At 43.2% G+C, this 16,738-nt stretch carries 8 protein-coding genes; 3 read left to right on the forward strand and 5 right to left on the reverse strand.

Going from position 1 to position 16,738, the window contains the following annotated elements:
• Positions 1–71 precede the first annotated feature (71 nt).
• Together glmU and glmS are read left to right on the forward strand one after the other, a co-directional pair.
• Positions 72–1,445, forward strand: a complete 1,374-nt coding sequence (gene glmU / locus JMY09_RS09640) for a bifunctional UDP-N-acetylglucosamine diphosphorylase/glucosamine-1-phosphate N-acetyltransferase GlmU (protein WP_201623377.1) — start codon at positions 72–74, stop codon at positions 1,443–1,445.
• Between the two features lie 177 nt (positions 1,446–1,622).
• Positions 1,623–3,467: a glutamine--fructose-6-phosphate transaminase (isomerizing) gene (gene glmS, locus JMY09_RS09645; protein WP_201623378.1), complete on the forward strand. Its 1,845-nt coding sequence runs from the start codon at positions 1,623–1,625 to the stop codon at positions 3,465–3,467.
• Positions 3,468–3,812: 345 nt separating this feature from the next.
• Here glmS and JMY09_RS09650 read toward each other — a convergent pair whose 3' ends face one another.
• Positions 3,813–5,219: an NCS1 family transporter gene (locus tag JMY09_RS09650; protein ID WP_201623379.1), complete on the reverse strand. Its 1,407-nt coding sequence runs from the start codon at positions 5,217–5,219 to the stop codon at positions 3,813–3,815.
• A 1,043-nt stretch (positions 5,220–6,262) separates the two neighbouring features.
• Between JMY09_RS09650 and JMY09_RS09655 the strand changes: the two genes are divergently transcribed.
• On the forward strand, positions 6,263–7,522 hold the full coding sequence (locus tag JMY09_RS09655; protein ID WP_201623380.1) for an amidohydrolase family protein: 1,260 nt from the start codon (positions 6,263–6,265) through the stop codon (positions 7,520–7,522).
• 425 nt (positions 7,523–7,947) lie between these two features.
• Here JMY09_RS09655 and JMY09_RS09660 read toward each other — a convergent pair whose 3' ends face one another.
• From JMY09_RS09660 to recG, 4 genes are all read right to left on the reverse strand, one after another.
• Entirely contained in the window at positions 7,948–8,892 is a 945-nt protein-coding gene (locus JMY09_RS09660; protein WP_201623381.1) for a DMT family transporter, read from the reverse strand.
• A gap of 298 nt (positions 8,893–9,190) precedes the next feature.
• Positions 9,191–12,316, reverse strand: coding sequence for an efflux RND transporter permease subunit (locus tag JMY09_RS09665; protein ID WP_201623382.1), 3,126 nt, complete (start codon positions 12,314–12,316; stop codon positions 9,191–9,193).
• Entirely contained in the window at positions 12,313–13,650 is a 1,338-nt protein-coding gene (locus JMY09_RS09670) for an efflux RND transporter periplasmic adaptor subunit (RefSeq protein ID WP_201623383.1), read from the reverse strand. The genes JMY09_RS09665 and JMY09_RS09670 overlap by 4 nt, the downstream gene beginning before the upstream one ends.
• 690 nt (positions 13,651–14,340) lie before the next feature.
• Positions 14,341–16,695: an ATP-dependent DNA helicase RecG gene (gene recG, locus JMY09_RS09675; RefSeq protein ID WP_201623384.1), complete on the reverse strand. Its 2,355-nt coding sequence runs from the start codon at positions 16,693–16,695 to the stop codon at positions 14,341–14,343.
• Between the last annotated feature and the right edge of the window lie 43 nt (positions 16,696–16,738).

Consider the following 16,738-nt stretch of genomic DNA (forward strand, 5'->3'; position numbering starts at 1 on the left):
CTTTGCGTTATAATTAAGTCATACCTTGTTACATTTGTGGCTTTATTTTAGCAATATCTTTTAGGAATACTATGACTTCATCTCTTTCTGTCGTTATCCTCGCTGCCGGTAAAGGCACTCGTATGCAATCGGCTAAGCCAAAAGTATTGCAAACCTTAGCGGGCAAGTCTTTATTAGGTCATGTATTAGATACTTGTTATCAGCTGACTGTCGATGACACTATCGTGGTTTATGGCTTTGGTGGCGATCAAGTGCAGACAGCAATTGATGATCAATATGCACATTTATCTATCACTTGGGTGGCACAAACAGAACAGTTAGGTACTGGCCATGCGGTAAAGGTTGCTCTAGATAAGCTACCTAAAGAAGGTCAAAGTCTAATCCTATATGGTGATGTACCGTTAGTTAGTGGTCGAACTTTGACTTTATTGCGAGCGGCCAATACCAACGGCATGTCAATGCTAACTTTGACAGTCAATAATCCTTTTGGCCTAGGTCGTATTAAGCGTAACAGCAATGGTGACATTGAAGCTATCGTTGAGCAAAAAGACGCTAGTAGCGCTGAGCAGCAGATTACTGAGATTAACAGTGGTATTTACTGCGTTGATAATGCCCTACTGCATAAATACTTGCCTGAATTGTCCAATGATAACGCGCAACAAGAGTACTATCTCACTGACATCGTAAAAATGGCGGTAGCAGATGGTATTAGTATTGCAGCGATTGAGCCTGAGCATGCCTTTGAGATCGAAGGGGTTAATAACCGTCAGCAGCTCGCAAGCTTAGAGCGCTCATGGCAGAGTAAGCTAGTCCATGATTTACAAGTGGCTGGCGTCCAGTTTGCTGATCCGACACGAGTTGATATTCGGGGCAGCTTGACGGCTGGTCAAGATGTATTCATAGATATTAACGTAGTGTTTGAGGGCGATTGTACCTTAGGGGATAACGTCTATGTCGAAGCTGGCTGCGTCATTAAGAGCTCACAGCTAGGTAACGCTTGCCACATAAAGCCTTATTGTGTCATCGATCATGCGCAAGTAGGTGCTGGGGTAGATGTTGGTCCGTTTGCTCATCTGCGCCCTGATACCGTATTGTCTGATAACAGTAAAGTTGGCAACTTCGTTGAAATCAAAAAGTCAGTTATCGGTAAAGGCAGTAAGGTCAATCACCTTAGCTATATCGGCGATGCAACGGTTGGTACTAATGCTAACATCGGTGCTGGTACTATCACTTGTAACTATGACGGTGTCAATAAGTCTCAAACTATTATCAACGATAATGCCTTTATTGGCTCTAATTCAAGCTTAGTCGCCCCAGTGACTATCGGCAAAAATGCTACGGTCGGTGCTGGTTCAGTGATTACTGATGATGTAGACGCTGATGCCTTGGCATTGGCTCGAGGACGCCAAGTTCAGAAGTCAGGTTTTCAAAGACCCATCAAGTAATGGCATGGCGCTAAGAGCTTAAATAGTTCTAGCTGGTATGAACAACCTAATAAATATCAAGCAGCGTAGCAAGGTTTGCAGCGCTGCTTAATAGTATTTAATTAACCTATATTTTTACAGCCCTTCTAATTTAATAAATAACCAAATAACCAAATATATTTAATTTAAGGAATAGCCATGTGTGGAATCGTAGGCGCAGTCGCTGAACGTAATATTGCCAATATCTTACTTGAGGGTCTCAAGCGTTTAGAGTACCGAGGTTATGACTCTGCTGGTCTCACAGTAATTCGTGATGGCGAGCTGCATCGTGAACGTCAAGTTGGCAAAGTGCAAGCATTGGTCGATGCTGTCGCTATCAATCCTGAGTTTTTTGATGGTCATATCGGTATTGCTCATACCCGTTGGGCGACTCATGGCGAACCTGCACAGCGTAACGCACATCCGCATGTATCTGGCAAAATCGCTGTGGTGCATAACGGTATCGTTGAGAACTATGCTGAGCTCAAAGAAGAGCTGATCGCTAAAGGCTATGAGTTTACTTCACAAACTGATACTGAAGTTGTGGCGCATCTGATTAATGACCTTTATAAACAGACTCCTGATTTATTAGAAGCAGTACGTGCAGTCATTCCCTTATTACATGGCGCTTTTGCCCTAGGCATTGTGCATGTAGATAGCCCAGAGGAATTAATTACCGTACGTCTAGGCTCGCCATTAGTGATTGGTGTAGGCATCGGTGAGAACTTTATCGCATCCGATCAACTAGCACTGTTACCAGTAACCAACCGCTTTATGTACCTAGAAGAAGGTGACATTGCCAAGCTGACTCGTAATAGTATTCAAATATTTGCTGATGGTGTAGAAGTCAGTCGTAAGATTCATGAGATAGATGCACAGCAACATAATGCCGATAAAGGCGAGTTTAAGCACTATATGCTCAAAGAGATCTATGAGCAGCCAGATGCAGTCGCTCGCACTTTAGAGATGGCCATTGATAGCACTAACACCTCAAAGCTACGTGATGATTTCTTACAACGTCATGAGGATAAGCTGTCCGGTATTCGTAACATTCAAATATTGGCTTGTGGTACTAGCTATCATGCTGGCATGGTGGCTAAGTACTGGTTTGAAAACTTAACCCGTCTGCCCTGCTCAGTTGAAGTGGCGAGCGAATTTCGCTATCGTAACCCAGTAGTAGTCGACAACTCGTTAGTGATTTGCATTTCGCAATCTGGTGAGACTGCTGACACTTTATCGGCTCTACGTGATACTCAAAAACAAAAGCCTACTGGCTTGGTGAGTCTGGCCCTGTGTAATGTTGCCACCTCGTCATTAGTCCGTGAGACTGATATTTACTTGCCTACCCTTGCAGGTCCTGAGATTGGCGTAGCTTCCACTAAGGCTTTCACCACTCAGCTGGTCGCTTTAATGTTATTAGTATTGAAAGTCGGCGCTACTCAGCAGCGTATGGATAGCGAGCGTTTAGGCACTTTACTTAGTGAACTACAGCAGTTGCCCGGTCAGCTTTATGCCAGCTTACATTTAGACGCTGCTATCAAAACCATGAGCGAAAGCTTTGAGGATAAGAAAAGCTGCCTATTCTTAGGCCGTGGTCTACAGTTTCCAATAGCCCTTGAAGGCGCACTGAAACTTAAAGAGATCTCTTATATCCATGCTGAAGGTTACGCAGCTGGTGAACTTAAACATGGTCCTTTGGCATTAGTAGACAAGGATATGCCCATTGTCGTATTAGCTCCTAAAGACAGTATGTTCGATAAGCTAAAAGCTAATATGCAAGAGGTTCATGCCCGTCATGGCGAGCTATTCGTATTCGCTAGTGAATCAAGCAAAATGGTCGCTGAAGATCGTATGCATGTGGTTTACGTACCTGACGTTTGCGAGACGCTAGCACCGGTTGTTTATAGCATACCAGTGCAGCTATTGTCTTACCACGTGGCGGTTATGCGTGGTACTGACGTTGATCAACCTCGTAACTTGGCCAAGTCGGTTACCGTTGAGTAGTTTATGGCTGATTAGACAGTGATATAAAGTAGTAGTACTTATTACCAAAATCCCTAATACCGTGTTGAACAGTATTAGGGATTTTTTATTGTCACAAAATAGCTATAACGATTAGGGCCTGTTGAGTCTTCACAAGTAGCCACTGCTGGTAGCTACTGATTTATCAACGCTGTGATCGAATGTTCAATACGCCCTAATATTAGTAAGAATAAATACTCTTAGTGATAGTGCCTTACTAAATTAATAGAAACGGACTCTTTTCAGCTTGGTCATCTAACGCAACAGTTGGCTTATTTAGAATAAAAAGAGCAGAAATTCATCGATTTTACTGCTCTTGTTATAGTATTAAATTTCCTTTTCAAAAATAGTGCCTTTTTTGAATGTAGAACCTTTAAACATTGTTTTGGTAATAATCGGATAAGCAATACCGGCAACGATTAGTCCGATTAACCAAGCGAGATCAACGAATATGAATGCTGCTGCTGTACCGATAGCAAGCGCTAGCAATGCAGCATAATTCACCTCTTCAAAGTCCCCATCTGTTTTGTATAGTTCTTTGATATCGATATGCTGTTTTCTCATAAAATAGAAGTCGACAAGAAGAATAGCAATAAGAGGTCCAAGAAAAGCTGAGTAGACATGAACGAAAGTATCCAATCCTTTTGCATTATCATCCTGCACTAACAGCCATGGAAATGATCCCATCGCAAGTATTCCGGTAATGGTTACTGAAGCTTTGTAGTTCAGTTTGGTAAATAGTTGAACAACATAAGCTGGCGTAACAATGTTTGCTACTAAATTGACCGCGATAGCGCCAAACACAATGAATACAGAGATGAATAATTGCATATAAACGTTGTCAAATAATGCTGGTAACCCTAGTGCTGGATTGGTATAACCTGTCGCACTGGCAAGCATAGCGCCTACAACCACTACTGAGCCATAAGCTACGATAATCGGTATAAAGTAAAGAAGTCCTCTTTTTTTGTCCGTGTAGCCTGTTTTTAGTTCGCGTGAATAGTCTGCTGCACTCAAAAATATAGCGGCGTAGTTACCAAGGAAGACCATAATATAGGCAAAGAACTCGATTCCCCATGTGCCTTTAGCATTAATCCAAGAAGTTGAAATGGCTGCGCTATGGTCTTTAACTAGTATGATAAATACCGTAATGACGATACCCATCAGCACCACAGATGCCACCGATTCAACGACTTTAATACTATGAAAGCCTTTCATTGAAAGCAATATTTGCACAATTATGAGAATAATGAATCCAACAAAGACATTATCAAAAGCGCCACTTGATAATATTTTGAACACCTCATTTAATGCGGTACCGCCGATCCAACTTTGAACCCCATACCAGATGACAGCAGGCACTGCACGGAGTAGTGAAGAGAGCAGTGTTCCTTTTTTACCAAACGATGCTTTTAAGTGAGCAACGTAAGGAATACCGTATTTATAGCCTGCTCTGTCGTTTAATGCAAAAAAGGTGGAAACAATGGCAATGGCAATTAATGCAGCTGTGATAGTCTGCCAAATATTCAATACTGCCATACCAGCAACTATAACGCTCGCACCGAGCGTCATATTACCCATGTTCACACCGTCTCCAACCCACAAAGACATGTAGCCAAGCGCCCCTAAAGTTCTATCTTCTGGGCCATTTGGCTTTAGAGTTTCGTCACCTGTAGTTTCAACAAGGGTAGTTCTTGTTTCTGCTGTCGCTACATAATCTTCTTTAGAGTTCATAACACTTCCCTTCCTTGGAACAATTTTTAGTGGGTCATACTTTGTTGATATTAAATTGCCAGCACTTATGCTCCAATTTTGCTCATTTTCATTCCACTTATTACTAAGGCCTCGACTTTGTGCATTGCTATCTTGACGCTGTCAATCAGCTAAATAACGGCTTTTTATGTTAACCATTCAGTTAAATCGGTCATAGCAGTGCAAAAATCCCAACGGCTAAGCCTGAAAATAATTCATAACAGACCCTAATAGAGGGATCATCAGAACAGGCTACTGCTACGGCATTCAGCCCTTTGTCTTTAGCTTGTCTTCATCATAATATCTTTGAATACAGGCAGGAGAATTCATTGTGAAAGCTGCAATAATTGTAGTACCAACAAGCGCTGTTTTACGGGCGCTTGCTACGATTTTATTGGTCGTAGATATTGTTCAATTGCGGCTTATAACTAGAATCCTCACAGCGTGCTGTTATCAATTAATTAGGTTATGACAACTGCTTAGTTAGTGACGAAAGAATAATTGTTAACAAACATTGTTAACTAATTTTGTTAACAAAACAATAAATATATTAATTATTTATTGTGAAGATACGTTAGCGAACTATAGTCGGCACTATGAGGAAACTAAAAACATAGCTGCTAAAAGTGACGAAATATTAGAATAAATTCAATCACAGCTTTAGTATGAGAGCTTTAGTATCACAGCAGAGCTACACAGCCAAAACGCCATGATGGTAAAATTAAAAACACCTCGGTGAAAATATAAATGTAAGCTCAAAACTTGCAGAATTTATAAGTTCCTAGCAACTATTCTGCCTCATTCACGTTAATAACGACTTAAGGTTTATAAGCTATCATTAAATTCAGCTACGTAATAAGCATCAGATATAGATAATAATTCCTAGCGAATATCGGTAAACTCATCTATTATTTTACCCAAACCTTAGCTGATGCTAACCTCTATTGAATATCATCGTTTTACTAGTAAAACGCAGATTTTGAAACCAATTGGCCCTAACACCCTCAAAAACGGAATAAATAATAATGATAGATCTAATTATAAAAAACGCTCAATTAGCGGGCCGTAAAAACTTAGTTAATATCAGCATAGAAGGCGCTCACATCAAGCGTATTGATGATATAGAAAATGCTATTAATAGTGATGATAGCCATGATAGTGAAGCGGCAGCCAGTAGCAGAGTTTATGACGCTCAAGGCAATTTTGTCTGTGCAGGGTTTTATGAGAGTCATATTCACCTTGACAAAGCCTGTATTTTAGATCGCTGTAGTGTAGAACAAGGCACTCTAGAAGAAGCCGTTGATGAGACGGGTAAAGCCAAAGAACAGTTCACTGAAGAAGATGTATTCGAACGCGCCTCAAAGGTCATAGAGATGGCTATCAAAAAAGGTACGGTAGCCATGCGTACTTTTGTTGAAACGGATGAACAAACTGAAATGCGTAGCTTTAGAGCGCTAAAAAGAGTGCAGGATAAATACGCCTTTGCTATCGATATAGAGCTTTGTGCTTTTGCGCAGTCAGGCTTGACCACTAAACCGCTAACCCAGCAGTTATTACAGCAAGCATTAGCCCAAGGCGCGGATCTGCTAGGGGGTTGTCCCTATAAAGATGAAAATCCAGAGCAGCATATCGAAATGATATTTGATATAGCTGAAAAGTTTGACGTCGATGTCGATTTTCACTTGGATTTTGATTTAGACCCAGAAGGATCAAGTATTCCAAAGGTTTTCGAAGAAACCATTAAGCGCAACTATCAAGGCCGCGTCTCTATCGGTCACGTTACTAAGCTCTCAGCTATGGATAAGATGAAGCGTGGAGAGATGGCTGGCTTACTAAAAATGGCAGATATTACCTTGATCGTGTTACCGGCTACTGATATCTATATCAATGGCAGTGATTGTGAGTCTTTGATACCCCGAGGCACAGTCAATGCTAATCAGTTTGCAGAGTTAGGAGTTAATACCACGATTTCTACTAATAATATCCTCAATGCTTTTACCCCTTACGGCGACGCCTCATTGATTAGAATGGCCAACTTGTATGCCAATATCGCCCAGCTATCGACCGATGATGAAATAGCAATGGCATTCGATATGATTAGCAAAAATGCGGCTAAGTTATTGGCGCTCGACACTGAGATAGCAGTAGGGGCAATGGCTACTTTAGTAGTAGTAGAAGCCAAGGATTCAGTAGAAACTATTAGAACCGTAGCACAAGCCTTGGCAGGATTCAAAAATGGTAAGCAAACCTTCTGTAATCAGGCGGCGCATATTTGTTTTGAGTGATTGTCGCTAGGAGGATGAAAGTAGCAAGCTAACTAGCAATAGAAATCACTAGTTAAAAATTTAGTGAAATAGTAGAAGGCAAAAAGCACTGTTTTATTATGAACTGACCCTTTAACTTGGACTATTTGACCAAGCTAAAGGGCTAGACTGTGGCAGCGATTAATGTTGTTATACCCGTTAACTGCATTTATTGCGACATTATAGTTTTCTGACTTTTTATAACTCTCTATTTATAGCCCTGTATTTATAGCCCTCTATCTTACTAGTGGACGTAGGTATTTTAATAACGCTCGAAGAACCCCCTATCTCATGATTTTGTATAGCCTAAATATTTTAGTACTAATACCTTTTTTATTAGCTAACAGCAGGGTTTACTAGTGAAGATTAAAGAGGCCTTGGTCTTTTATTAGTAATGATTTATCTCTTTAGCTATCACTCTTGATGGCTGCCGCCATTTTTACTCCACCCCAAGTGACCAAAATCACCCCAAGCCCAATCAGTGAAGCCCCTAAAATAAGCCCCTCTGGTGGCGCTTCGCCCTGCAAAAATACCGCTATAGGTACTCCAACTATTGCACCTACTGCTCCTAATAAGCTTAATAACACTGGGCCACCAGTCTTTTGTAATAAGAATAGCAGTAAAAATTGAGCAGCAAAAATACTAGCCTGCAGCAATATTAATCCGCCAGTCTTACTTTCGCCAAGCGGTAGCGCCAAGGAAAAACCTGGTAACATTCCAACGATAGCGAGGATACAGGCAGCGGCAATCAACATACCAGGAGCAAGCGCAATTGCAGAAGCTTTATCCGGCCAGCGTAAGCTCCGATAGATATTACCGATAGCTAGTAATACAGGGCCACAGAGCGCCAACAAAATCCAAAATATGCTGGCATCTGGCGCAGCAAACTTACGTGCAGCCAATACTCCTGCTCCAGCTAACGCCGCCGCCACCCCAAAGGCACGCAAGCGACTAAAGCGCTCTATGCGTAACGCTAGAGCACCCAGATAAGTAAGCAACGGTGGTAGAGCAATAATTAAAGCAACAAAACCAGCACCTACGTGCGCAATAGCAGAGAAGAAAATCAAATTAGAGCCGGCAACACTGACTAATGCGGCAATCGTATAGTACTCCAAGCTACGAGCGTTAAGAGATAAATGCTCCTTTTTTACTAAGGCTACTACTAATAGAATTAGTGCTGCTCCAGAGATTGACCAAAACAAAAATGCTAATGGGGTCAACCCTATTTCGCTAGCGTACTTGGCCAAATTGGTAGATATGCCCAATAGTAAGCCACCTACTAACAGGCATAAAAAAGGAATAAACCAAGCATTGCTATGAGCAAGCGTCCCTTGTGGCACTAATTCATTCATTGCTAGTCTCGCTCGGTATTAAGATAAGGCGGTCAGCTCAGAGTAACAGATTATCGACTTTTTTAATGGTCATCGACTTTAACAAGCCCATAAAAAAGACTAAGACTTTATCTATTTAGTCTTAGCCTACTGCTATAAAGGGCTATGGCTTGCAACAATACACAGCGACTGATGATTCCTTTGCTGGTAAGGTTGCCAAGTCGGTTAGTAATTCAAACTTATCCTGCTAGTATTCGCTCCTAAGCTGACAGCGCAACCTATTACTTTTTGATTGCCCTGTCCTGATAGGTAACAGTTACTATTTATCATTTTCAATAACAGGTTGTGGTTCATCATTAGAATTGTGAGCATTTTTACCATGCGGAATCAGCCATCGGCTAAACCAGCCTGACACATCGTCCATTAAGGTATAAACCACTGGAATCACCACTAAACTTAATAATGTAGAAGTCACTAAACCGCCTAGCACAGCGGCAGCCATCGGACGACGGAAGGTCGGATCAGCCTCGCCCCAGCCAAATACTAATGGCAGCATACCAGCACCCATTGCAATCGTAGTCATAATAATAGGCCGTGCCCGTTTGCGACAAGCATCAAGAATAGCGTCAAAGCGCATCAGCCCACGATTTTGCGCAATAATAGCGTAATCCACTAACAAAATAGAGTTTTTAGTAGCGATACCCATCAGCATGATAAAGCCAATCATCGATGGCATCGATAAGCTACTCTTAGTAAGGACTAGCCCGACGAAAGCACCGCCAATAGATAATGGCAGGGCCATAAGAATAGTAAAAGGCTGCAATAGCTTGCCGAATAATAAAATCAGTACCCCTAAGATACAGACAATGCCGACTGACATGGCGATAACAAAACCGCTAAATAGCTCAGCCATACTTTCGGCTTGGCCTTGATCAATCACCGTGATAGAGGCCGGTAAACTCTGCATAGTTGGCGTACCTTTTACCGCTTCTATTAGCTCACCTAGTGCACCATCATTAGGCTGCACAGTAATACTAATAGCACGCTCACGATCCAGTCGCTTAATTTGGGCGGGCCCCGTACCAAAGTCTAAACTGGCCACTTCCCCTACTCGCACCCCTTGTCCAGTTGCTTGGCTAGTAGGTACGTATAACCCCTCTAACTGATTAACGCTTTGTTTGGCGATATCAGGCAAGCGTACTACTATCGGTATCTGCCGTGTATCTAAATTGAGCTTAGATAAGCTCTGCTCATAGTCGCCAACTGTAGCGATACGTAAAGTGTTAGCTATAGCTTGGGTAGTCACCCCTTTATCGGCCATCGCTAAGCGATCAGGGGTTACCGTCAGCTCTTGACGTGGCAGACTACGGTCACTGGTGACCGAACCCACCATAGGTAAAGCACGAATATCACTCATAATCTGTTGTACGGTTTTTTCTAATACTTCTGGGCTAGTACTAGTTAACGAAAAATTATAACCGGTCTCACCGCCGCTTGATAAGCCAACAGTGAAACGGGCACTGGGGACTTCTGACAATATCGAACTGATCTGTTGTTCAATTTGTTGCTTAGAGCCACGCTCAGCTCGTGGAGCTAATACTATATCTAGTCCAGCAATGTTTTTAGCTTTACCACCGCTAGATTCTGAGCCCATAGAGGCTTGTCCCTCACCAATAGAGGTAAAGATATGGGTGACCTCGGGCAAAGCTAATATACGCTCACTTGCCAGCGCGGCTACCCGTTCTGTATCTGCCAATTCTACATCCGGAGTCAGCTCAATCGCTACTCGTGTCTGGTCAATATCATTATCGGGAATAAAACCCGTAGGCAGTAGTTTAACTAATCCCAGCGAGGCGACAAACAGCACTAAAGTTGCACCCATAGTCAGCCAACGATGCTTTAGCGTCCAGGAGACTACCTTGAGGTAGCCAGTCATCATCAAGCTTTGTTTTTCAACGTGCTTTTTTTCAGGACGCAAGATATAAGCGGCCATCATTGGAGTAATAAGACGCGCCACCATTAACGAGGCAAAAATAGCCAACGCTGCTGTCCAACCAAATTGACGGAAGAACTGACCAACAATACCGCCCATAAAAGCAGTAGGTAAAAACACCGCAATCAAAGTAAAAGTGGTGGCTACTACTGCTAGGCCAATTTCATCAGCTGCCTCCATCGCTGCTTGATAAGGCGTCTTACCCATGCGTAAATGGCGCATGATGTTTTCGACTTCAACGATAGCATCATCGACTAGCACCCCTATAACTAAGGACAAGGCCAGTAGCGAGATAATATTGAGGCTGAAATCAAATAAATACATCCCTAAAAAGGTAGGAATAATCGATAGTGGCAGGGCTACAGCGGTGACAATAGTGGCACGGATATTCCGTAAGAATAAAAACACTACGATAACCGCAAGAATCCCCCCTTCAATCAACATCCGTAATGATGCTGAATAGTCCTCAGCGACTGGCGTTGCTCGATCATAGACTTTTTCTACCGTGATATTAGGCATATCCGTCGCCAGCTTAGCCAGTTCAGTATCTATACGCTCAGTCACCTCCACTTCACTAGCACCACGCGAGCGCACTACGTTAAAGGCCACCACCACTTTTCCATCGAGCTTAGCGATAGAGTTTGGGTCGTCAGGACCATCAGTGACTTCAGCCATGCGTCCTAGCGCTTGCGTACCGCCTGTAGGAACCGCTATCTGTAGGTCATTGAGCTCACGGGCACGCTCAACAGCGCCTAACACTCGAATGGTTTGGGTGCTGTTCCCGACTTGTGATTCACCGCCTGAGCTGTCCTGCTGAATACCAGAGATCTGCTGTGACAGCTGACTGATAGACAACTGCAATCCACTTAAGGCTATAGGATCTGCTGCTACAGTAATTTTGCGCTCAAGGCCACCAATACGGCTGATTGAGCCGACCCCTTGGATATCAGATAAGCGCTTAGTAATCGTATCATCAACGAACCAAGATAGATCCTCAACGCTCATATTGTCAGCAGCTACTGAATAAGTAACCACCGGAAAGCCGGAGGTAGAAACTTTAGTAATAATAGGGTCATTCGCCGCAGCGGGGAGGTCACCACGTACTTCTCCGACTGCCGAGCGCACATCATCGACAGCTTCTTGGATATCTTTATCTAATACAAACTCAGTAGCAATAGTTGCAGCCCCCGTCTGTAAGGTGCTGCGAATATGTTTAATACCATTAATGCTAGTGAGTTTATTTTCTATTTTTTTGGCAATATCATTTTCTAACTGCGCTGGCGCTGCTCCGGGCAAGGTCACTGTCACCACTACCGCTGGTAAATCAATATCAGGGAACTGTTGGACTTTCATTTGACGAAAGCCAAATAATCCGCCCATGGTTAGCAAGACAAATAGCAGAATCGCTACTAATGGGTTTTTGATTGAATAGGAGGATACGTTAAAGTTCATAATGGGGCCTGCGCTTGTTTTTGCGCAGAAGATGAGGTAGCGGCACCTTTACTATCGACAATACGTACCAAATCGCCCTCATTTAAAAAGCTACCACCTTGCTTAACTAGCCTACTACCTGCTGGCAAAGCTTCAACAACGGCCACATTATTGCCTAAACGCTCGCCTAAAGTGACTCGCTGCTGCTTAATTTTCCCTATTGTTTTGTTATCCTTAGTCTCAATAGCGGTCACTAGCATCACATAATCATAACCATCATTACTGACAATCGCGCTATTAGGGACCGTTTGAGTATTTTCGCTACCTAATAAAAATTCACCCGTTTGATACATACCAGCACGAGCATTTGAATTACTAGCGAGACTAGCATAAATAGTGATTTGACGATTATTATCAGCTGTTGGTGCGATCCGGCGTACTTCGCCCATTACTGACTGGCCTTGTGGCAAGCTCACTTTCACTGGAGTCCCCACTTTTACGTCTGCTATTAGCTTAGGATCGATGTCAGCTTGCCACTCCAATATACCGTCTTTTATAATAGTGAATAACGGCTCGCCACCAGCAACCATACCTACGTCCACTTTCTTTTCGCTGATGATGCCACTAACAGGAGCTACTACTTGCGCATTGTTTAAGGCTAAGTTTTGGCTACTAAGTCGTGCTTTTGACGCTTGTAATGCTGCGCGCGCTTGTAGCTCTGAGGTACGATAGCGATCGGCTTCTTGTTTGCTGATAGCGTCAATATCTACCAAAGGTAATACTCGTATCGCATCTGCCTTAGCATTAGCAAGCGTAGCTTCAGCTTCAGCCACATCAGCTTCTGCTTGCACTATTTGTTGACGCACAGCATCAGTGTCAAATATTGCCAATACTTGACCAGCTTTGACGCGCTGACCTTCCTCGACTAATATTCGTTCGATAGCCACGCCGCTGACTTTAGCGCTAACGTTAGCGATATCTTTGGCACTAATAGTGCCGTCAGCCTTGAGCGTACTACCGATATTATCTTGACTTGGCATAACGGTTTCGACTGATAGTACCGCTTGCTCAGCACTAACATTAGCCTTATTATCCTCAGGCGCCTTAGTAGTTTGACTAGTAGTGCCAACATTACCATTGACGCTATCATCGGCCTTATCAGCACCCCAATACTTACCTAACAATACCCCACCAATAAGTACCGCAAGCAATACTGGCCACAGCCATATTGGTAGCTTTGCTGCGGGTATATTTTTATCAACCTGACGATATGGCGGTAGTTCAGACGCCACTACCGGCTTAGGCTCATTAGCATTAGGCGCTTGCTTACTATTAAGATCTGGAAGGTCACTCATAATCGGTCTCTATAAACAGGGGCAGTAATGACATTAAGCGATGGCTATAAAAAACTGTTCAATAACAATGACTAGTAATTATACTTGATTTGCATTGAGGGTGTTAAATTAGCTAGAACTTATAGAGTCACTATCCTGCTATTGCCCAACAATATCATTAAGCAAAGCAGGTATAAAATAGGTGCGAAAAGCTAGTACTAATAACTTAATGGACAAATTAACTTGTTAAAAATATTGAGAGTGAGGATGGAAATGACATAGGAGTGGTCATTAAGACTAGGCCTTTAGAACAGGATTTTAAATAATAGATTTATCTAGAGTTTTTAGAAGAGGGGGCAGTAGCAACAGTATTTGATAATACAAAAGTGTCCACTTCGATAAAGCTAGCGACCTAATTAGTCATAGTAGCCTTGATGGCGTTGATGGCGTTGATGGCATTGATAGCTTTAATAATGGCGACGATAGCATTGATAGCTTTAATAATGGCGACGATTTTTCTGCAGGATTAGCGATAGCTTATAAAAGCCAACCCAACGGCATTTTTAATGCCTACACTCCCAGTTAACCTTTATTGACTGTTAGTAAAAGAAGTAAGCCTTAATGAAATATTGGACTATAGCTTGCAATGACTTTAACACGGCTATACATGCGTTAATTAATAACACAAATATCCACAATCAATGTCAAACATCAAGCATTAGTATAACGGCTTGCCTCTGGCATCCAGCGATGAATAAGTTGACTGACATCAGCCTTTCGTTCAGTGTCATTAATCAGATGCTTAGCTAGGCTTTGCGCAATCGCAAATAACTGCTCATCACGAATTAGATCCGCTAAGTAATAACCAATATTACCCGTTTGCCGCTTACCCAGCAATTCGCCAGGTCCTCGCAGCTCTAAATCTTTTTGCGCAATGACAAAACCATCAGTGCTATCACGCAATACATTTAGGCGCTCAGTACCAATATCCGATAATGGCTTTTGGTAAAGTAGCACACAGTAGCTCTTAGTTGAGCCACGGCCTACTCGTCCACGTAACTGATGCAGTTGTGATAGACCCAAACGCTCAGCATTTTCGATGACCATTAATGAGGCATTTGGTACATCAACGCCGACTTCGATGACTGTAGTAGCAATCAGTAAATCCAACTCGCCAGCCTTAAACTGCTGCATGATTTGTTGCTTGTCGACCGACTTCATCTTGCCATGTACTAGCCCAATACGAATATCTAAGCGCTCATTTAAGTCTTCATAAGTAGCCTCAGCAGCTTGGGCATCAAGCACACTAGACTCTTCTACTAGCGAGCATACCCAATAAGCTTGTCGCCCAGCTGCGCAATTGATAGCGATACGCTCAATGACCTCGTCACGGCGATTACGGTCAATAGTCACCGTGGTGATCGGTGTGCGCCCTGGCGGTAGCTCGTCAATAATAGAGGTATCCATATCACCGTAGACACTCATCGCCAGCGTACGTGGTATTGGAGTAGCCGTCATAATAAGCTGATGCGGCGTACTACCAGCCACCCCTTTGTTAGTCAGCGCCATACGCTGCTCAACCCCAAAGCGATGTTGCTCATCAATAATAACTAAGCCTAGTTTGGCAAACTGCACAGCTTCTTGAAACAGTGCATGAGTACCGACTACTATCTGCACCGTATTATCCGCAACTGCTGCTAGAGCTTCGCGGCGCTGCTTTACCGTTTGCTTGCCAGCTAGCCAGCCAACCCCAATACCTAACGGCTCAAACCACTGTTTAAAATTTGATAAATGCTGTTCGGCTAAAATTTCAGTCGGTGCCATAACCGCCACTTGCCAGCCACTATCTAATGCGTAACCTGCCGCGCCAGCTGCTACTAAAGTCTTACCAGAACCCACATCGCCTTGTATCAACCTTAGCATCGGAATAGAAGTGGCCATATCAGCCGTGATATCTTTCATAACTCGCTGCTGGGCACCAGTTAACTCAAAAGGTAAAGCGGCAAACAACTTGTCGGTTAATGGGCTTTGGCTGGCGCATTTTGGCGCTTTAAACTGATGCAACTGTTGACGCCGATACAATAAACTCAGCTGATGAGCAGTCAGCTCTTCAATGATCAAACGCTGGCAGGCGGCGTGGGTACGTGCACTTAGTTGGGTCAACAGATTATACTGCTGAGTGGCATCGGTATAAGTAGGCGGCGTATGTAGTAATACTAGAGCTTCAAATATAGTTAAATTATAGACGTTATTATTAAGATTGCTTGCTGCTAGCTTATCGGACTGAGGGTTGACTGTAGTGTGGCCCTTACTAAGCGTATGGTCATAAACAGCAGGATTGTTTTTTTGAACACTGCTATCAGGTACTTTATGCGCCAGAGTGGCAAATACATCTTCTGCATCGACCTCTTCGGTTATTGCCATCTGCGGGGCTAGAAAAGGCGCTAAGGGCAAATCGGCAACCGTAGCAAAATCATCTCTAGTTAATAAGGTCATGGGTAGACCCTCACTACGTACCGTTTGCAGCGCCAGTTTAATCAGCGTACGCAGCTTATTTTGATGCAGTCCCTTTACCGTAGGATAGATAGGCTGCAGGCCAATATCGGTCATTGCCGTATTGCCAGTAATCACTTGGTACTCAGGGTGATGGATCTGCTTGCCATAGCGGGTGACTTTAACTTCCCCAAATAATTGCAGCTCAGTACCTAAGCTCATGGTTTGTTCTAGACCACGATAGACCTTAAAAAACCTTAAACCTACCGTGCCGGTACCATCATCTATTATCACCGTCATACCGCTACGCTTATTATCGACGTGCACCACACGACCAGTAATCAGCGCAGCTTGCCCATGCCCTACATCAGCTATCGATAATAGACGACTGCGATCCTCGTAGCCACGTGGCAAATGCAAAAACAGATCAAATATACGTACGATACCCAATTGTGCCAATTGCTCAGCGACTTTGGGTCCAACACCCCCCAGCGCAGATATCGACATATCCAATGCTGAGGCAGGCTGGTTATTTATAGGACGGATGATTGACTGTGTTGCAGGTGTGGGCATTAAAGATCCTAACAATATGACTCTGCTATTAAGGACAGTCTAA

Source organism: Psychrobacter urativorans (assembly GCF_904846695.1).
Taxonomy (GTDB): Bacteria; Pseudomonadota; Gammaproteobacteria; order Pseudomonadales; family Moraxellaceae; genus Psychrobacter; species Psychrobacter urativorans.